This window comes from Streptomyces sp. NPDC018045 (assembly GCF_044327445.1).
Lineage (GTDB): Bacteria > Actinomycetota > Actinomycetes > Streptomycetales > Streptomycetaceae > Streptomyces.
On sequence record NZ_JBIRFL010000034.1, the window covers coordinates 1 to 18,996 of the forward strand.

Here is an 18,996-nt window from a genome sequence, read left to right on the forward strand (position 1 = left end):
TCACCGAGTGGTGATCGACGCGATTGCCTTCAAGTTCCAGACCGGCACGCAGTGGGTGCACCTGCCGGAGAAGTACGGCAACTGGAGAGGTGTCTGCAACCGGTTGCGGATGTGGGCCGTGGACGGGACATGGGAGCGGGTGTTTACCGCGCTGATGGCCCAGGCCGACGCCGACGAGGACCTGACCTGGGCCGTCTCGGTGGACTCCACGATCGTTCGGGCTCATCGGCACGCGGTGGGGGCCCGCAAAAAGGGGCCCCGGCCGGCGAGCCGGCCGGCCACGCCATCGGCCGGTCCCGCGGCGGACTGACCACGAAGATCCACCTCGTCGCCGACGGCCGCTGCCGTCCCCTCGCCTTCGTCCTCACCGCCGGGCAGGCCGGAAACGCACCCGCCTTCGGGGCGGTCATGGCCCGCTTGAGCGTTCCCCGGCGGCGTGGCCGCCCGCGTACGAGGCCGGACGTGGTGCTGGCGGACAAGGCGTATTCCTCCCGTGCGATCCGTGACCACCTGCGCAAACGCGGCATCCGGGCGGTGATCCCGGCCCCGGCCGACCAGCGTGGCCACCGGCTGCGGCGGAGCAGCCGAGGCGGCAGGCCACCAGCCTTCAACCGCGAGGCACACAAACAGCGCAACACCGTCGAACGCTGCATCAACAAGCTCAAGCAGTGGCGCGGGATCGCCACCCGCTACGAGAAGACCGCCACCATGTACCTGGCCGGACTGCACATCGCCGGCATCTTCCTCTGGTCCGCTCGCTGATCCAAACGAGAGCCCCTGGGTGTGTTGTCTAGGGCCATCGGTTCACCGCTTCTCCCCGGAACGTGGCGTCCAGGTCGACGGCAGCGTCCTGACGCGAGCAGCAGCGCCCATGGTGGCCCTGGCACCGAGGTGCCGAGTGAGCCCCGCTTTGTTTCCACGACGCATGACGCGGCTCCTTCCTGCGGATACTCGGTGCGGATCACGTTGCTTCCGATCCGGTGTTGTTCGATGCGGCGGAACAGTTCATCGAGCCGCGCCTGGCCGGCTCGTTTCCCACCTGCCGGTCGACACCCGCGGCCGGCCACGCAGCCTGCCCAGTGCCCAGCGGAGGTGGGCTGAGCAGCCAGGCACTTCCCCGGCGGTAGCGGGCGGCCGGACGCCCGGTGGGGGCAGTCGCTGTTCCCCGGTTGGATGCACGGAGCCCTCGGTCTCAAGCACTTTGCGGCAGAAAGTTGCTCGGGTCCAGGGACTTCAGCTACTGGACACCGACAGCCGGGAAATCCGGCTTCCCGCTCAGGTCCGCGACCGAATCTACGTGGCCGAGACCGATGCGGCGGTGAACCGCTCCCTCGTCCCGCAGAAGTTCGGTGAGGCTGACCTGCGCGTCATCATCGACACATCTCAGGCCAGTACCACCATGAGCGCGCTCGGCGGGCGCACACGGCGGGATCGACGCCGGATGCTCGCATCGCCGGAGCACACCACCGCGGCAACCTCACCCCGATAGTCGGCCCTGGTCTCAGCCGCCCCGGCGCACCCGGGCCGCCTTGCGGGCCTTGGCGAGCTTGCGGGCCTCGCTGGCCTTTCGAGACTTGCCGCCGGTGCCGCGGGAGGCGCCTTTACTGGTGCCCAGGCCTCGGAAGGGGGCATTGGTGTTCTTGGCCCGGCCTGCGGCGGGCCCACCGTCGAGCGGGGTGCCGGAGGGGGCCTTCGCCCCGGTGATTCGGCTCAGCTCCGCCTCGCCCGAGCGCACCTTGGTGGTCGTCGGCTTGATGCCGGCCTCGGCCATCAGACGGCTCGTCTCGCTGCGCTGGCCCGAGAGGACCAAGGTGACGACGCGGCCGGACTCACCGGCCCGGGCGGTACGGCCCGCGCGGTGCACATAGTCCTTGGAGTCGGTGGGCGGGTCGACGTTGACCACGAGGTCGAGGTCGTCGATGTGCAGGCCACGGGCCGCGACATTGGTCGCCACCAGGACGGTGATCTGGCCGTCCTTGAACTGCGCGAGGGTCCGGGTGCGCTGCGGCTGGGACTTACCGCTGTGCAGGGCCGCGGCACGCACCCCGCTGCCCCGCAGGTGCCGGGTGAGCTGGTCGACCGCGTGCTTGGTGTCCAGAAAGAGCAGTACGCGGCCGTCGCGGGCGGCGATCTCCGTGGCGACCGCGTACCGGTCGGGGCCGTGGACGACCAGCACATGGTGTTCCATGGTCGTAACCGCGCCCGCGGACGGATCGACCGAGTGGACGGCGGGGTCGCGGAGGTAGGTCCGGACCAGGTGGTCGACGTCGCGGTCCAGGGTGGCGGAGAACAGCATCCGCTGGCCATCGCGCTGCACCTGGTCGAGCACCTCGGTGACCTGAGGCAGGAAGCCCATGTCACACATCTGGTCAGCCTCGTCGAGGACAGTGATCCGTACCCGCCCCAGGCGACAGGCCTTGCGCTCGATGAGGTCGTGCAGGCGGCCAGGGGTGGCGACGACAACCTCGGTCCCGTCGCGCAGCGCAGCGGCCTGCCGGCCGATCGACATGCCGCCGACCACCGCGGCCATCCGCAGCCGGAGCGCGTCGGCATACGGCGCGAGTGCTTCGGTGACCTGTTGGGCCAGTTCCCGGGTAGGCACCAGGATCAGGGCGAGGGGCTGCTTCGACTCCGCGCGCCGCCCGGCCGTACGCGCCAGCAGCGGCAGGCCGAAGGCGAGGGTTTTGCCCGACCCCGTGCGCCCGCGCCCCAGGACATCGCGTCCCGCGAGGGCGTGGGGCAACGTGGCCGCCTGAATCGGGAAGGGTTCACGCACACCGCGCTCGGCAAGCGTTCGCAGCACCTCGGCCGGCAATTCCAGCTCAGCGAAGGAGGCGGCCGGGGATACCGTCGGGGCGAGGATCACTGGCTGGGCGAGGTCGCCGCGCGAGATGCCGAGGTGGTCCGGGTGAGTCATGGCGGGCCTTCCGCATGGGGAACGTACCGAGGAAGCCCGGCAGGAAATGAGCAGCCGACGAACACGGGAACCGTACGGGCAGAATCACCAGCCGCCACAGCCGCTCAAAGATTGCAAGATAACACAAAGTAACAGTGCGCCCGGCCTCAGCGGTGCCGCTCCGCCTTGGCTCCGCCGGGTGATCCACTGCGACCCGAGGGCTCCGGCACGACGGACCTCCACCCCTGCGGAGACGACAAGGCGGCCTTCCCGCCCTTCTCGGCAGGCTCCGCCTGGGTCGGTCGCGCCTGGGCCGATGTCCTATGGCTGGTGCAGGACGCCCTCCTGCCCGCGTCCAGGCCATTTCGGTCCGATTTTGCGAGGCTCGTCATAGTTCCCGTATGGAGGTGCAAGCCGTGCAGACGGCGCGACGTTGGCTGGCTGATCAGGGCGTCAGTCAGGTGCGTGACGGGTGGGTGAGCAACGACAAGCCGGACATGTTGCTCACAGCCAACCAGGTGGCGCAGTCCTGGGCCGACGATGTGTTCGCCGAAGACCTGGATGCAGCCGACCAGGTGCGGTTGGCCTTCGGGCTGCTGGATCTCCTCGACGACTACTGGGTCACGTGCGAGATCCGGTTCGCGCACAGGGGTGCGCAGGGTCCTCTGCCGGCCGACGTGCTGTGGGACGGCTACCGTCAGCGGTTGGAGGCGGATCGGAACGTCGAGGCCGTCACCTGCTCGCTGTGGGTGGACTGGTTCGAGGACCACACCACTTCCGCGATGGCCCTCGCCGAGGTCCTCGGTAACGACATCGACCGAGTGGTAACCGAGCGGTCGGAAGCCCTGCTTCGCCGAGCGCGTCGGGTTCCGGAATGTTCGGGTCCGGTGCGCTGGACGGTGAAGGAGTCGACGTACCGCACCGCCGTGCGGCTGGCTTCGGCTTCCGGTCCGGGAGCAACGGCTCGATCCGCATCCACGGCGCATCGGTCGACGGCACAACCGGTCCAACGATCGACTGATCCAGCGGCTCGCCCCCCACCACAGAGTCGAATCGCTGCCGGTCAGATGCTCCGCGCGCCCTGGAAGAAGCGGTCGGGGTCGTAGGTCTGGCGGGCTTGGGCCAGGCGGGGGTGGTTGTCGCCGTAGTAGGCGGTGCGCCAGTTGGTGAGCTGGGTGTCGGGGGAGTTCTGGTAGCTGTGGGCGGAGGCGTACGGGCGCAGGGTGGAGCGGCAGGTGTCCGTCCAGTGCTGGGCCGAATGCCGGGCGTCCTCGTCGAGATCGGCGGTGTCTTCGGCGGAGAAGCCGCCGAAGAAGAGGGTGTCGCGGTGCACGAAGGCGGTGGCGTCCGGGGCGACGCGGTTGCAGGCGCCGCCCATGGCGCCGAACTCCAGGCTGCGGAGCCGGCCCGTCTGCCGGTGGCTGTCGAAGGCGGCCAGAAGGTCCGCGATGCCTTCGGGCGGGATGGGATCGGTGACGAAGTGGCCACGGGTCAGGACGAAGCCGTCGCGGGGCAGCGCGGCCTGCGGGCCGGTGCCTTCGCGGTGCGCTTGGGCCACCGTGAGGTCCTCGCAGCCGAAGAAGAACAGCATGGTTTCCCAGTGCGATTTGGTGAACACCACGCTGTTCGCGGGTTCCGCGCCGACGCGGGCGACGAGCTGGTCGAGCTCGGCCTGCAGCCGGGGTGATGTGGGGCCCAGCCAGGTGCCGCTGACGCACACCGCCGCCTCCTGCCCCGGCGCGGCGTCCTCCAGGGCGATGCGCAGTGACGAGGCCAGCTCGTCGGGGGCGTGCGGTGCCCAGCGCTGCCAGGCGTCCAGTACCCGGGCCGCCTGGGCCCACGGCCACGTCAGCAGAAACGTGGTGATGTCGCCGGCGGGCACCGGGTCGAAGGTCAGCTCGGTCACCACACCGAAGAAGCCCGGGCCCGCCCCGCGCAGCGCCCAGAACAGCTCGCTCTCGCGGTGCTCGTCGCAGGCGACGACGCGCCCGTCGGCCAGCACCACCCGCGCGGCCCGCAGCCGGTCGCTCGTCACCCCGTACGCGCGGGTCCACGGGCCGACGCCGCCGCCCAGGGTCAGGCCGGCCACACCGACGGTCGGGCACAGTCCCGACGGCAGGGTCAGGCCGCTGCCCCGCAGGGCATCGTGCAGGTCAACGGTCTGTGTCCCGGCGCCGACACGCACGAGCCCGTCCTCGACGACGACGTGTGCGATGCCGGTGACGTCGATCACCATGCCGGTGCCGGTCGAGAACCCCGCCAGACTGTGCCCGCCGCCCCGCACGTGCACCTCAAGGCCGTACCCACGGGCGAAGCCCACCGCCTGCCGCACGTCGTCCTCGCTCGCGCAGTAGACCACCGCCTGCGGCCGGACCCGGTCGAAGTCGGCGATCTGCAGCGCCCGCGCCACGTCGTAGTCGACGTCCTGCGGCAGCACCACACGGCCGGACAGAGCCTCGCGCAGCGCCGGCCAGTGGGGGTGGATCATGGTTCCTCTCACGTTCTCGGCACAGCTCCGCCGCCCGGGCAGCCAGGCCGTGCCGCCTCTTGCGAGCAGACACGGCGACGCCGTCACCGGGATACGGGGGGAGGGGTCACACTACGGGGTGATCCATCCCCTGTCGCCTCATTTACGCCCTCGCCGTCCGCCCCACACTGAGCGCGCCACACCCTCTGGCCTTGTACGGTCACAGCCCTGGTCGGCGAGGAGGTGTCGCCACCGGGACCGGATGCCACAGTCGGCGCGACCTGCGGCCCCGCAAACGACGGCCGCGCCCGGGCCCCGTACGGCCCGTGGCCGGATATGCGACACCACCGCCACCGCATAACCTCCGGATCCGGCGCTGATTGCCCTGCCGGATCCACCAGGTCCATTCGCCTTTCGACAGTGAGCAGTCGGGTCGCTCGGGGCTCTCACCTTCGGGTGGCCCGGCTTCCGAAACGCGGCGGGGCCCGGATCCAGCCGGATCCGGGCCCATTTCCTCAGCAGTAGCGGGGACAGGATTTGAACCTGCGACCTCTGGGTTATGAGCCCAGCGAGCTACCGAGCTGCTCCACCCCGCGTCGGTGAACCCAACGGTACGCCATCACCGCTGCCCCGCAGACCACCACCCCCGTGCCTGCCCCACAGCCAAGCCTCTGCCACCCAGCGAAACCTCCGGGCGGCGGCAGCGCATCCGCCGGCACGCCGGGGCGCCTGTGCCGCCGGCCGAGCCGCCCGTAGCCGGGCAGGCACTGGGGTCACCGATCCCCACCTGCGGTATCGCTGCGGGTCACGTCACGGCCCCGTTGGCGTCGGTCACCCGCAAGGGTCGGCTTCGCCGCGGTCCCCGAGCGGGCTGGGCAGTTCGCGGGCTCCCAGGCGGACGGGGTGATCAGGTGGGCACCGGTTCGCTTACGGTCGTGGACACCGCCACACCCACGGTCGTGGGTGCCGTCGGTGGAGCGCTCCAGCTTGCCGGTCGGCAACCACGCCTTCATCGCCGCTGACTACACGGCATTCGGCATGCGGCATGCGGACTCTTCCCCGCAGGCAGTGGCGGTTCGCGCGACGGCCTTGAGCGACTTTGCGGCTCTCCTCCTACAAACGGGAGTCGACCCAGTCGCGCACGTCGCGGCGGATGAGCAGCATGGCGGCCACGGGCATGCTCAAGACGACCAGTACCAGCAGAATCAAGGCGATGAAGGCCGACCTGGCGTAGGCGGGAAGCGTCGACACCACGAATGCCAGCAGGTAGACGGGGACGAAGACGCCTTGGATGCGGGCCATCATGATGACGTAGGGTCCGCCGCGCCACACCCGGTACCCGAACGCGGCCACCACGGCCACCCACAACCACATCGGCCAGGCCGTGGACAAGAGGTCGAAGGCGTTGTCGTGGCCGAGGGTGAACGAGTCGCCGGAAGCGTCGGTGACGGCATCCGCGGAAGCGCCGGAAGTGCCGTCGAGGGCGTCGGTGAGGGCGGCGCCGACGGCTTTGGCGAGGATGGCGGCGAGGACGGGCAACGCCACGGGGATCAGCCAGAACGCGGCGATCAGCGGTACGCTCAGCTTCACCGCCCACGGGCGCGGCGTCGTGGGCGTGACCCGCGTCGGCACACCGGCCCGCCGGTAGACCGTCCGCAGTGCGCGTGGCAGCGCCCTCTGCGTGCGACGCGCGAGGCCGATCAGCGGGAATCTGCCGTCCAGCATCTCCCAGTGCGGCGTCCAGTCACCGTCGAACCAGATGGCGGCACGGACGTAGCGCCCGCGCAGGAGGCGGTGTCGCATGCGCGCCGGCGGGTGGTCCGGCAGCCCGTTGGGGAAACGGCCGCCCAACGCCTGCCGGAACCGGGCGTATTGGTTCCGGTCACGGCTGACGACGAGGACCAGGCGAGTCGGGTCGTCGCGTCCCACCACCTGATCGACCTCCCAGGCAAGGCTCCGTCCCGCCCCGGCCACCAGCAGGACGAGCGCGGCGCGATCGAGCGCGGCGAGCACCTCGGCCCGCCAGGTCTCGTCCGAGGCGTAACTGCGCTCGGCGCCGAGCCGCGGCAGCCGGTCGGACGGGCGCCCGAGCGCGACCATCCGTCCGAACGGCGCGACCGCGCGGCCGACTTGGTCCTCCTCCGTGCGCAGGTGGGCGGGCGTCGGCAGCAATGACGTGAACAGCAGGAGGAACCACCGCAGCGCCGCCACCCGGGAGAACCCGGTGTCGTCGGAGAACGCCCGGAGGAACAACACGATCCGCTCGTCGGCGGGGAGGCCCTGGAGGCTGGTCAGGACGGGCGTCAGATGCCGGCGCCCCCGCAGTACCCCCCACACCCCGGCTACGACCAGGGCCACACCGGCTGCCAGCAGCCCCCAGCCTCCCCAGTCCGTCGCATTCCCGAAGCGGATCCCCAGGCACCCACTGCCCAGCGTCAGAGCGATCCAACCCAGGGCGCCCAACCGCCGCCCCCGCAGCGGAGACTGCTCAATCACGGCCGCCTGACGGGGCGGACGGCTCGACCGGGACAGCGTCGTACGCTCAGTGTGGCGTGATTCCGGCATCTCGCTCCATTCGGTCGGTGCGCGCTGTCCTTCTCACGGTAGGGCTGGGAAGATTCGCCCGTGGGGGCTTCAGAGGAATCAATCGCGCAGCGGGTATGGGACCGTCAAAGCGTCTGGTCGCAGGCGGCCGACCAGGCCAAACGCGCGATCGGGCGGGCCAGGACGGTCGCCCTCGTGCTGGGCGTGACGGGGGCGTGTGCGGGCACCGCCGCCGCGCAGGTCATGGCGTGGAGCGACGAGGCAGGGAAGGTCCTCGCGTTCCTGGCGGCCGTCGCGGTCGGGCTCGTGCCGCTGGCCACCAGAAGGGCGGGCCCCCAACAGGTCAGCGACTGGACCAGGTTGCGCTCCCTCAGCGAGGAACTCAAGAGCGAGATCTACGCGTATCTCGCCCGCGTCGCCCCCTACCGGGACGCGGACGCCCCTCAGACACTCCTGGACCGCACCGAGCGGGTCATCACGGACGCCTCCGACCTGGTCGCCCGCACCACCCCCTTCACCCCGCGCCGGCGCGCGCTGCCCGCCGTCACCGATGTCGGGTCCTACCTGGAGCTGCGGGTCACCGGCCAGGTCGAGGGCTACTACCGGCCCCGGGCCGCGCGCATGAGCCGACGGAGCGCCCAGGTTCGCCGGGCGGAACTGGTGTTGGCCGCCACCGCCGCGGTACTGGGCGCGATATCCGGCGCCTTCGGGTCGGACTGGGCCACCGCGTGGGTCGCGACGGTCACCACCGTGGCCGCCGCGGTCACCGCGCACGCGGCGGCCGCCCGATACGCCTACCAGGAGGTCGAATTCTCCCGTACGGCCATGGAGCTGGAAAGCCTGGCGGCCCGCCGCGCCGGGGAAGCCGACGCCGGCACCGACGACGCGTTCGTCGGCCAGTGCGAACGGGTCATCTCCGCGCAGAACGAGGGGTGGATGGCGAAGTGGCTCAGCGAGTAGGTCGTCGCGGGGGCCGCTGCTGGCCCTTGGCGCGGAACGGCCCCGCCGTAGGACGGCGACCTGGCGGGCAGCGGGCGACGAGATGTCGCACCCTGTACGGGCCAGGTGCGCGCCCCGCCGCCGGCGGCGTCGCCGTGGACCGTGAGGCACTACGGGCGGCCCCGCCGGGGGCTTTGTCGTTTCGCCACCTCAAGGGGGCAGGCGCCCGGTAGCGGCCTGCTCAGTGGTGCTACTGCGCTTCGGGCATCAGGGCGAGGAGGTATTCCGGGATGGCGTCGCCGAACATCTCCTGGAGGTGCTCGGCCGTTTCCTCGTCCGCCTGGCTCATGCGGGTGAACATGGCCTGCTCGTACGCGGCGAGAGCGGCCTCGGTGTTGCCGTGGTGGGCGGCGAGGGCCTTGCCGAGTTCGGCGCCGTCGTACATGGCCCAGTTGGCTCCCTCACCGTTGGGGGCCAGCAGGTGCGCGGCGTCCCCGACCAGGCTCACCCCGGGGGTCCGCTCCCACCGGTGCCCGTCGGGCAGGGCGTAGTGCGGGCGCAGGACCGGCGGGGTGTCGGTGTCGGTGATCAGCGCGGTGAGTTCGGGCGCCCAGCCGTCGAACTCCGCGGCGATGCGGGTGGCGGCCGCGGCCGGGTCGGAGAAGTCGATGGGGGCGAACCATTCCAGCGGCCGGGTGAGCGAGATGTAGGCGTGCAGGGTGTCGCCGCGTTCACGGTGGGCGTTGATCACTTTGCCCGGAGCGGGGGCGAACATCATGCCGCCGCCGACCGCCTTCGCGGCGGCAGGGTGCCGTGTGTCCGCGTCGAACAGGTAGGTCTCGACGAACGACGTGCCGGCGTACTCGGGTATCGACTCCGACAGCAGCGGGCGGATGCGTGACCAGGCGCCGTCCGCACCGACCAGCAGGCCGGTGGTGACGGTGCCACCGTCGGCGAAAGCCACCTCGTGGCGGCCGCCGCCGAGGCTGCTGGCGCCGGTGGCCTTACGGCCCCAGTGGACGGTGCCGTCCGGGAGCGCGTCGAGCAGTATCCGCCGCAGGTCCGCGCGCTGTGCCTCGGGGCGTCCGCCCGTACCGTCGTCGGCCTTCTCGTACAGGACCGTGCCGTCCGGGCCCAGGGCCCGCGTTGCCTGACGGCCCTCCAGGATGATGGCGCGGAACTCGTCCATCAGGCCGGCCGCTTCGAGGGCGAGCTGCCCGTTGTAGTCGTGGATGTCGAGCATCCCTCCTTGCGACCTGGCCTGCGGTGACGCCTCGGCCTCGTAGACCTCGGCGGGGATGCCGTGGACCGCCAGGACGCGGGCCAGCGTGAGTCCGCCGAGCCCGGCGCCGATGATCGTGACGGGGTTCATGGTGGCTCCTTCTTCCAGAGCGGGAGGCCGCCGCACGACCTCTTTGGTACGCCGCTCCAACATAGAACAGTGAACTAACTTAGTCCACCGAACCAATTTGGTAGGCCGCACTAAAAGTGCCACGCTGGAGCCATGGCAACGCGAGCGCGCCGGACACAGCGGCGCAACCAGGTGCTCTCCCGGGAGCGGATCATCGAGGCCGCCGTCGATCTGCTCGATATGGGCGGCGAGGGAGCGCTGACGGTACGGGCGATGACCGAGCGCCTGGCCACCGGGGCGGGGGCGATCTACTACCACGTCGGCAACCGGGACGAGCTGCTGGACGCGGCGACGGAGACCGTGATCGCCGCCGCCCTGGCGGCCGAGCCCACCCGGGCTCCGGTCACGCCCGAAGAGGAGATCCGCGTCGTCGCCCTCGCCTTGTTCGACGCGATCACCGAACACCAGTGGCTCGCCACCCGGCTGACCCTCCAGGTCGTCCGGAACCCGCACGGACCGGTAACGGTGGGAATCTTCGAACGGCTCGGCCGACAGGTGGGCGCCTTGGGCGTACCGCGGGCTTCCTGGTTCGACGCGACCTCGGCGCTGGTGCACTACCTCCTCGGCGCCGTCAGCCAGAACGCCCGCATCGCCGGGGACACCTCGGGCATCGAGGCCGGCGCGGACCGCGAAGAGGTCTTCGACGCGGTATCGACAGCCTGGAAGGAACTCGACCCCGACGATTACCCGTTCATGCACGCCATCGCCGACCAGATGCGCGAGCACGACGACCGCGAGCAGTTCCTCACCGGCATCACCCTCGTCCTCGTCGGCATCACCAAGCTCCGCCGACCCGGCCCCGAGGGCCGCCAGTGACCATTCCGTGACGGGGCCCCTGGAGGGCGACGGGCTCACACGCGGCCGGGAAGCTGGGCGCGGCCGGCCTGATCCGAGGGGACGAAACCGGCTCACCCATGTCTTGACAGCGCGGGCGGTTCCTGAACGGACGGACACAGCGAAGCGCTCAAGAGGCAGTCTGCGCTAGCTTCACTCCCCCGGCCGGCCTGTCCGGCCTGTCCGCCCTGCCCGGCCTCGCCGCTCCCCCACCGGCGTGTTACCGACATGGCACCACCATGCGAACGGGAGTCCTTGTGGCCCACTCCGATCCGTCGGCATCCGGCCAGGCCAACACGGGCGCGGCCGCACTCGCCCTCGCCAACCCCGACTTCGAACTCGGCGCCCGGGGGTGGTCCTTCACACCGGAAGGGGGCAGCGGGACAGGCACCGAAAACCCGCACACCGGCTCCCTGCACGGCTACTTGAGTGCGGGAGAAGGCGCACGAATCAGCCAGTGCGTGACGGCCGCCGTCCCCGGCTCGTACGACATTTCCGCCTGGATCGCCGCCGGAGGCCCGAACGGCCACTTCCGCGTACGGGTGAACGACTCCGCCGCCCGGTCGGTCACCGTGCCGCAGCGTCCCTTCTACGCCCGCCACACCATCAGCCGGATCGAGCTCGGCGCGGGCGACCGTCTGGAGGTCGCGTTCACCTCAGGCGACGGCCGACTCGACATCGACGACGTCATGCTCTCCCCGTCCGCGCCCGCCGACCCGCTGATCACCTCCTCCGACCCGACGATCGTCGACATCTTCAACTGGGCCAAGCACAAGGCGAATAGCTGGGTGCACCTCCCCGGTACCACCGGCCCCCTCAATGTCGACGAGCGCAACCCCCGCGGCACCGGAAGCGCCTGCTACGGCCCCTGCTACTGGGCCGGTTACGCCCATCGCAGCGGCTACTACGCCCGCGACTTCGCCCACCAGGTCGCCGGTGCGCAGATCCTCGGCCTGAACGCCGAGAACAAGGCGATGCTCCGCTCCTTCGCCGTCTCGGCGACCTCGCGGCACGGCTACTACCCGGTGTGGTCCTACAACTTCGACCTCCGCACCTACCTGCGCATCGACTACAACGACCCGAACAGCTTCGTACGAGAGGTGCCGGCCCCCTTCGAGCTGGTGGAGAAGGCCAACCAGGCCCACCGCTGGAGCGGTGATCCGTTCTGGGTGCAGGACCAAGGGATGTGGGACTTCTACCTCCACACCACTGGGGCATTCGTCGAGCAGCACGACAGCCTCCGGCCCAACGGCGTGGCCGAGGGCACCGGCGAGGGCATCTTCTCCGGGTCGGCCAGCTACAACGAACAGGGCACCGAGCCACTGGCCGAAGCCGGTGACGCGATTGCCTGCCAATACCGGGCCCACCGTGCCGTGGCCCAACTCGCCGAAGGGCGCGGCGCCACAGCCGATGCCATTCGGTGTACCGCCGAGGCCGACCAGCTCCGGGCCTACTTCAACTCCGCCTGGAGCGGCAGCGGCAGCGGCGCGTCCATGATCCGTGCCTACTCCACCGACGGCACCGCCCTGACCGGCTGGGGCAGGGAGAACAGTTGGTTCATGCCGATGAAGCGGATCCTCCACCCCGGCGAGCGCAACGACGCCTACCTCGCCTACATCGATCAGCAGGCCGCCGCCCCCGGCACCCGGCCCGCGAACATCGAGGCGCTCACCTACCTGCCCGACACCTTCTTCGCCAACCACCGGAACGACGCGGCGTGGAGGTGGATGCGGGACATCTACGATCAGCGCGACGAGCGGCACGTCAACACCCGTCAAGGCCTCAACGGGGACTATCCCGAAGTGTCCTTCACTCTCCTCTCCCAGACCGTCGAAGGACTCCTCGGTCTGCGGCCGGACGCCCCCGGCCACGCGGTCAGCACTCTCTCGGGGCTTCCGTCCGGCATGGCCTGGCTCCAGGTCGCGGGCATCCCTGTCGGCGCCGGAACGCTCACCCTGCGACACGACGGCGCAACCGCGTCCACCCTCACCAGCCGCCAGCCCCACACCTACGCCTGGCAGGCGCTTTTCGCCGGCGTCTTCAGCACTCTCACGGTGAACGGCGTTCCCCGCCCTGCCCGGCGCACGGCCGTCCACGGCCTTACGTGCTCCTACGTCACCGTGACCGTGGCCCCCGGCAGGAGCGCCACGGTCGAAGCCCGCGTTCCGTGAGGTGGTTTCGCTGAGGGAACCTCACACCGACGCCACTTGTCCCCGACGTGTGCGGCCCGCGTCTTTCCGGCTGACATGGGCCAACGGTGAGGTGTATCGGCCTCATGAATCCAGTTCGCGGGAAACGCAATCGGCGGCAGGACGAAGAGGGCGAATGGTGCGGCATTTCACCTGGTTCGGGGTGGGCGGCCTCTGCTGGCGCTGGCGCATATCCAATGATGACCGTATAACGGTTCAAGAACTCCTACGAAGCGTCACGCCTCTCATGAGGCGCGGTCGGTGGAGTGCGTGCACAGCGCGCAGATGACGGTTTGCCGGCCATCGTGAGCGTTCAGGTCGCATGCTCGTCCGCCCACGGCTCCCGATGCTCCCTTCCCCCTTCGTCGGACCGATCGCGCCGCACGGCCCCTTTCGCACACTGCGCGAAGCGCCCGTCACGGACCTGGAGTCGCTTTTATGAGCGGAACCCCCCTCACGCAGTTCTTCCTGGCCCTGGCCATCGTCCTCGGCTGCGCGAAACTCTTCGGCTGGCTGGCGCGTCTCATCGGGCAGCCGCCTGTTGTGGGGGAGATCTGCGCGGGACTCTTGGCCAGCCCCATGGTCCTCTCCCCCGGGCTGGTGTCGGTCATTCTGCCCGGCGAGGTGAAGCCACTGCTCAGCGCGGTCGCCGACATCGGCCTGGCGGCCTTCATGTTCGCCGCCGGTTACGAACTGGACCTGTCGATGCTGTACCGCCGGTCGAGAGGGTCACTGGGATTGCTCATCGGTTCGATTCTGTGTCCGCTCGCTCTGGGTGCGGCCGTGGCGTTGCTTCTCGCCGACCGGTACGCCCCCGCGAACCACACGGCATTCGTTCTCTTCGTCGCCCTCGCCATGTCCGTGACGGCGCTACCGGTGCTCGTCAGAATCATCGCGGACCGCGGGCTGAGCGGTCGGCCGGTCGGCGTGCTCGCTCTCGGCGCGGCCGCCGTCGGCGATCTGACCGCCTGGGTGTGCCTCGCGGGAGTGGTGGCCTACGCGGGGGGCACGGGTCAGGTGCATGTGGTACTGCTACCGCTCTACTTCGTCGTGCTGGTCATCGCACGGCCGTTGCTGAAGCGGGCGGTGCTTACGAGCCTGCGGCGCAACCGGACGGGTGCCGGGCTTCTCTCCGCTGTGTTTCTCGGGCTCATGCTGTCGTGCGCGGTCACGGAGTGGCTCGGCATCCACTTCATCTTCGGTGCCCTGGCGTTCGGCGCCATCATGCCGCGCAAGGAAATCGAGGAGCTGCGGGGGTCGGTGCCACGCAGCATGCGTCAGATCGGCCAGCTCATGCTGCCGCCGTACTTCGTCCTGGCCGGCATGAATGTCGACCTCTCGGCGATCGGCGCGTCCGCCGTGGCCGTCATCGCCCTGGTCCTCTGCACGGCGATGCTGTCCAAAATCGGCGGGGCATATCTGGGAGCACGGATCTCCGGTATCGGACATGCGGAGGCGCTGCCCGCGGCACTGCTGATGAATACGCGTGGACTCACCGAAATCGTGATCGTCGCCGTCGCTCTGGAGGCCGGCATCATCGACCGCGCCTTCTATTCGGTGATGGTCATCATGGCGATCGCGACAACAGCCATGACCGGGCCGCTGTTGACCCTACTCGTCAAGACCGCGGTGGACAGTGCGCCGGCCCCGCTGGTCGGCGAGCGCGCGAAGGAACATTGACCGAAGCCGCGAAGGAGTACTCGGCCATCGGTGTCGGGATCCGGCCTGAGGTGGCTTCGGCCTGGAGAAAGGTGACGTCGGACCGTGAGACGCCTCAAGACTCAAGGCGAAGGACCGTTACGCCAAGATGCCCGGCCCACCCAGACGGTGGATGAGCCGGGCCGGCTTCCGCAGCAGGTGGCTGACCGGTGCATTGCTCAGGCAGCGGGCCCGCCCTGGCCGCGCCGACCCCGCGCATCCCCGGAGGTCCCCGAAGGCATACCGCTTCTGACGAACGGTGGCCCGGCCACGGGCCCTTGCGGCGGCACGGTACCCCGTCAGAGCGGATACCCGAGACTCCGCAGGCCCTGTCGTACCGACTCCGGCGGGGTGTTGTTCCGGCTCGGCCGCAGGGCCCGGTTGTAGTCGTCCAGCACGGCGAGCAGTCGGGGATCGGGCGAACCTGCCTGGACCTGGGGAACCGACATGTCGTCGAAGCGTTCCGTCCACACCCGCTCCTCCGGAGCCAGGCGACTCATCTGGTCGGTGTAACGGTAGTGCAGTCGGACGAGCCTGGTGCGGTCCAGATACGCGGTTTCGCCCAGGAGTACGTGCGGCAGCGCCCCGGGGTCCTCTCCGGCGCGCTGGCGTTTCTGGTAGTGCACGAACTGCCGTGCGTCGGAGGTGTACGCCTGGGCCAGTGCCGGCGCGTCCGCCGTGAGACCGGTCGCTCCCCGTACCACGTCGGCGCGGGACTCCCCGTCGAAGAGCCCCCGCCAGGGAACGTCGATTCCGGCCAGTTCCATGACGGTGGGCGCGATGTCCGCGGACCGGATGCGCCGGAGGTGCCGCCCCTGGGCGACGCCGTCGCCCGCGATGATCAGCGGTATGCGGAGGACGCCTTCCTCCATCGAGTTGAAGTTGCCGTACGAGTCGTCTTCGAATTGCTGGCCGTGGTCTCCGAACAGGACCAGCAGCAGCGTCTTGCCCGCTTGGCGTACCCGGTCGACGAGTTGGGTGAGGAACGGCTCGAAACGGCTCTTGAGGAAGAACTCGATCCCGTCCAGGTACATCTGGAAGAGGGTGTCGTATTGGCCCGCGGCGTAGAGGTAGTTGATGGCCCTCTTGTACCGCAGGAACAGCGCCATGTCCGCCGGCGTGCGATAGGTCTCGTTCAGTTCGTCGACCTGATGGGGGACCTCCGCGGGCAGCAGGCTCTCCATCCAGGCGATTTTCTCCTGATAGGCCGAGCCGCCGAAGCGGAGGTTGTGGAAGCCGTACGGCATGTGCATACCGGCGAAGTGGGCCAGCGACAAGGACGTTTCCGTGGCGAGCACAGCGTCGATGAACTTCTGGTCCTCCTCGACGAGGTAGGTGTCGATGTCCGCCGTGAATCCCAATTGCTCGCCGAGGATGACGGGGAAATCGACCTTCATGATGGTCCGGCGGCCGGCTCGGCGGGCATGTGTGAAGACCGACGGGCTGCGCAGGAAGCCTTCATAGAAGGCATGCAGGCCGTGGCGTGCCGGGTACTGCCCGGTGAAGACCGTGGCGTGGGCGGCGGAGGTGTACGGCGCGGAGGCGATGACGTTACCGAAGAAGGTGCCGGAGTTCGCCAGGTCGTCCAGTACGGGCGTGGCCGGGGCCCGCAGGTCGGGGTACCGAAGGGGCCACAGCTTGTGCGGGTTGGCCCCCACGCCGTCGCTGCGCAGGCAGTCCAGGGATATGAACACGACGTGGTCGTACGGCTGGGAGACGCTCATGGGCGTGATTCCTCTCGATCAGGCGTGGTCGGACCACTCGCCACGGCGCTGTCGGTGATACCGAGCGTCCCGCCCCCTGGGAGGGGGCGGGACGGGGCTCCGGCCACGACCGCGGTGCTGTCGTCAGGCGCCGGCTGACTGCCGTGCACTGTCAGCGGCGATCGTCATACGGGGTCGGGACGGGCCGAGATCGCCCGCAGGCCGAGTTCGGCCGCGGCGCTGAGGCTGGCGGCGACGGGCACCGCGACGGCCGCCGCGAGATCCGGGTCGTACGAGCCGTCGGCGAGCAGGACGCACGAGGCACCGACCGCGACGGCCGCTTCGTTGTCGTCCAGGGTGTCACCGATGAGCAGCACCCGGTCCATGGTCAGCTCGGCCGGATACCGCTCCCGTACGGCGTCCAGGTGCCGTGCCAGAACGGCCTGTTTGCTCTCGGTACGCTGCTGCCGGGTCATCCCCTCGGCGACCAGGAAGCGGGAGACGAGGTCCTCTCGTTCGAGCAGGGCGACGACCTCGTCGTGCTCTCCCATGGACAGCAGGGAGTGCGTGACGCCGGCGGCCGACAGGGTGTCCAGGATCTCGGCCACGCCTTCCCGCAGGCGGGCCCGGTCCAGCAGGTCCCGGTACGTCCGGTGATAGCACTCGGCGATGGACTTCCACTGGAGGTCCGTGAACGTCCGTTCCAGCAACCGCGTGTAGAAGCTGCGTACCGGGCGGGTGAACGCTCTGCGATAGGCCTCGCGCGTGATGTCCCCGCCGCCGACGACCCGGCAGGCGGCGCTGGCCGCGGCGACGCTGATGTCGAGGTCGTCGAAGAGCGTGCCGTTCCAGTCCCAGACGATATGGGCCGTCACACCCGGACTTTGCCGGAGGTCAGCAGGTGAATGCGCTTCTCCGGCGGAACCGGCGGAACGGGGCGATGGCTCAGCCACATCGTCTCCTGCTGATTCAGGATGTCCAGATACTCGGCCCGCACCTCCTGGTACCGCTGAGACGTCTCCGGGAACACCGACTCGTAGATCATGTCGCACAGGTTGAGATTCCGTTTCCAGTGGTCTTCGTCTTGCGCCGTCACCGGCATCACGCCCCAGAACCGGAACGGTATGTCCAGCAGGCGATCGCGCGCGTCCGGTATGTACGGCGTGTAGATGTTCGACTGAATGTGGTAGTTGGGGACCAGCCCTCGGTTGATGATGCTGCGGATGTACTCGATCTGGGCGAGGTCGGCCTCGTAGTCGATGTCGAGCAGCCCCGAGATGAAACTGGGTTTGATGGAGATGCCCAGCGCGGCCGCGTACTGGAGGCGGTCCTCGAAGCTCTCCACCTCCACCGGCTTGTTGATCTCCTTGCTGGTGAAGTTCTCGATACCGACGAGAACGGAGCGGCATCCCGTCTCGGCCATGCGGTCCAGGTTCTCGTCGGTGAGCGTCACCAGGCACGTCTGCTGCGACCAGGCCATGCCGGCCTCCAGCATGACGTCCATCATTTCCTCGGCATGCTGCTGCCGCATGAAGAAGAAGGGGTCGGCCACGGACACCGCGTCGGCACCGTACTCGGTCTGGAGGTACCGGACCTCGTCACGCAGGATGTCCGGATCCTTGTAATTGATCCGGTAGACCATGGGGTTCAAGCAGAACGTGCACTTGTACGTGCACCCGATGCTGGTGATGACCGTGTAGCGGATCATTTCCCGTACCTCGGGCGCGTACGTCTCGCCGATCCAGGAGTTGTCCGGCCGGAAGGTACGGAACTTCAAGTCGTCCGCCCGGCCGAACACCTGCTTCGCCCACGCGAAGATGTCCCGGTTGGTCACCACGAACTCGCAGTCGGCGTCGAGCTTCAGCAGGTCGGGCCGGAGGAAGTGGTTGGAGCTGACCGCCGGCCCCCCGACGAAGAGTTTCGCGGGCGAGCGCCGGGCCATGTCGACGGCGATCTGGCGCGTGCTGTCGTACGAGTTGACCGTCGAGGAAATCAGGACCGCGTCCGGACGGTGGTCGAGAACGCGCTGCATGTTCTCCTCGTACCCACCGAAGTTGAAGTCGACGACCCAGGCGTCCGGCGTGTAGTGCCGCGCGATGCTGTAGAGGTACGTCAGCGCCTGCGCGATGTGGTACGTGGAACCATTCTTGACTTCCGTCGCCAAGTGAGGTCGCCATCCCGTGCAGTACCCGACGTGTGGAAAAATGATGACAACCCGCATGGTTACCCTCTCTGTCGTCACCGCACCGACCACGCCCTGCCGGACGCCTGCCCAGCCGGAATCGGCGGCAGCGGTGCTGAAGAACAGAATTCGC

13 protein-coding genes, 1 tRNA gene and 1 pseudogene are annotated in these 18,996 nt (G+C 69.3%); 7 read left to right on the plus strand and 8 right to left on the minus strand.

The genetic code is table 11. The features are described from left to right. Positions 1-762, plus strand: a pseudogene (locus tag ACH4EB_RS35105) (IS5 family transposase); the annotation flags it as partial. A 535-nt stretch (positions 763-1,297) separates the two neighbouring features. Further along, complete coding sequence (locus tag ACH4EB_RS35110; protein ID WP_398352393.1) at positions 1,298-1,489, plus strand: hypothetical protein; 192 nt, start codon at positions 1,298-1,300, stop codon at positions 1,487-1,489. A gap of 12 nt (positions 1,490-1,501) precedes the next feature. On the opposite strand, the gene ACH4EB_RS35115 is transcribed toward ACH4EB_RS35110, so the two are convergent. Next, entirely contained in the window at positions 1,502-2,917 is a 1,416-nt protein-coding gene (locus ACH4EB_RS35115; protein WP_398352395.1) for a DEAD/DEAH box helicase, read from the minus strand. A gap of 380 nt (positions 2,918-3,297) precedes the next feature. Between ACH4EB_RS35115 and ACH4EB_RS35120 the strand changes: the two genes are divergently transcribed. After that, positions 3,298-4,002, plus strand: coding sequence for a hypothetical protein (locus ACH4EB_RS35120; RefSeq protein WP_398352396.1), 705 nt, complete (start codon positions 3,298-3,300; stop codon positions 4,000-4,002). Here the strand turns inward: ACH4EB_RS35120 and ACH4EB_RS35125 are convergent. The 3 genes from ACH4EB_RS35125 to ACH4EB_RS35135 form a co-directional block, all read right to left on the minus strand. Further along, positions 3,960-5,384, minus strand: coding sequence for an FAD-dependent oxidoreductase (locus ACH4EB_RS35125; RefSeq protein ID WP_398352397.1), 1,425 nt, complete (start codon positions 5,382-5,384; stop codon positions 3,960-3,962). The two genes, ACH4EB_RS35120 and ACH4EB_RS35125, sit on opposite strands and share 43 nt — an antisense overlap. A gap of 501 nt (positions 5,385-5,885) precedes the next feature. Further along, positions 5,886-5,959 (minus strand) — tRNA-Met (locus ACH4EB_RS35130). Between the two features lie 517 nt (positions 5,960-6,476). Then, the gene (locus ACH4EB_RS35135; protein ID WP_398352398.1) at positions 6,477-7,859 is read right to left on the minus strand and encodes a hypothetical protein; all 1,383 of its coding nucleotides are present in this window, start codon (positions 7,857-7,859) and stop codon (positions 6,477-6,479) included. A gap of 129 nt (positions 7,860-7,988) precedes the next feature. On the opposite strand from ACH4EB_RS35135, the gene ACH4EB_RS35140 reads away from it, so the two are divergent. Continuing rightward, positions 7,989-8,867, plus strand: a complete 879-nt coding sequence (locus ACH4EB_RS35140) for a DUF4231 domain-containing protein (RefSeq protein WP_398352400.1) — start codon at positions 7,989-7,991, stop codon at positions 8,865-8,867. Between the two features lie 229 nt (positions 8,868-9,096). On the opposite strand, the gene ACH4EB_RS35145 is transcribed toward ACH4EB_RS35140, so the two are convergent. Next, complete coding sequence (locus ACH4EB_RS35145) at positions 9,097-10,218, minus strand: FAD-dependent oxidoreductase (RefSeq protein ID WP_398352401.1); 1,122 nt, start codon at positions 10,216-10,218, stop codon at positions 9,097-9,099. 132 nt (positions 10,219-10,350) lie between these two features. On the opposite strand from ACH4EB_RS35145, the gene ACH4EB_RS35150 reads away from it, so the two are divergent. The 3 genes from ACH4EB_RS35150 (at position 10,351) to ACH4EB_RS35160 (ending at position 14,960) form a co-directional block, all read left to right on the plus strand. Continuing rightward, complete coding sequence (locus ACH4EB_RS35150; protein ID WP_398352402.1) at positions 10,351-11,073, plus strand: TetR/AcrR family transcriptional regulator; 723 nt, start codon at positions 10,351-10,353, stop codon at positions 11,071-11,073. 275 nt (positions 11,074-11,348) lie between these two features. Then, positions 11,349-13,262: a hypothetical protein gene (locus ACH4EB_RS35155; RefSeq protein WP_398352403.1), complete on the plus strand. Its 1,914-nt coding sequence runs from the start codon at positions 11,349-11,351 to the stop codon at positions 13,260-13,262. 456 nt (positions 13,263-13,718) lie between these two features. Continuing rightward, entirely contained in the window at positions 13,719-14,960 is a 1,242-nt protein-coding gene (locus ACH4EB_RS35160) for a cation:proton antiporter (protein WP_398352405.1), read from the plus strand. Positions 14,961-15,277: 317 nt separating this feature from the next. Here the strand turns inward: ACH4EB_RS35160 and ACH4EB_RS35165 are convergent, their stop codons facing one another. The 3 genes from ACH4EB_RS35165 to ACH4EB_RS35175 form a co-directional block, all read right to left on the minus strand. Continuing rightward, positions 15,278-16,702 carry a sulfatase-like hydrolase/transferase gene (locus ACH4EB_RS35165; protein WP_398352406.1) on the minus strand — a complete coding sequence of 475 codons (1,425 nt, stop codon included), beginning with the start codon at positions 16,700-16,702 and terminating at the stop codon, positions 15,278-15,280. 164 nt (positions 16,703-16,866) lie between these two features. Next, the gene (locus tag ACH4EB_RS35170; protein ID WP_398352407.1) at positions 16,867-17,556 is read right to left on the minus strand and encodes an HAD family hydrolase; all 690 of its coding nucleotides are present in this window, start codon (positions 17,554-17,556) and stop codon (positions 16,867-16,869) included. Continuing rightward, the gene (locus ACH4EB_RS35175; protein ID WP_398352409.1) at positions 17,553-18,845 is read right to left on the minus strand and encodes a B12-binding domain-containing radical SAM protein; all 1,293 of its coding nucleotides are present in this window, start codon (positions 18,843-18,845) and stop codon (positions 17,553-17,555) included. The genes ACH4EB_RS35170 and ACH4EB_RS35175 overlap by 4 nt, the downstream gene beginning before the upstream one ends. Between the last annotated feature and the right edge of the window lie 151 nt (positions 18,846-18,996).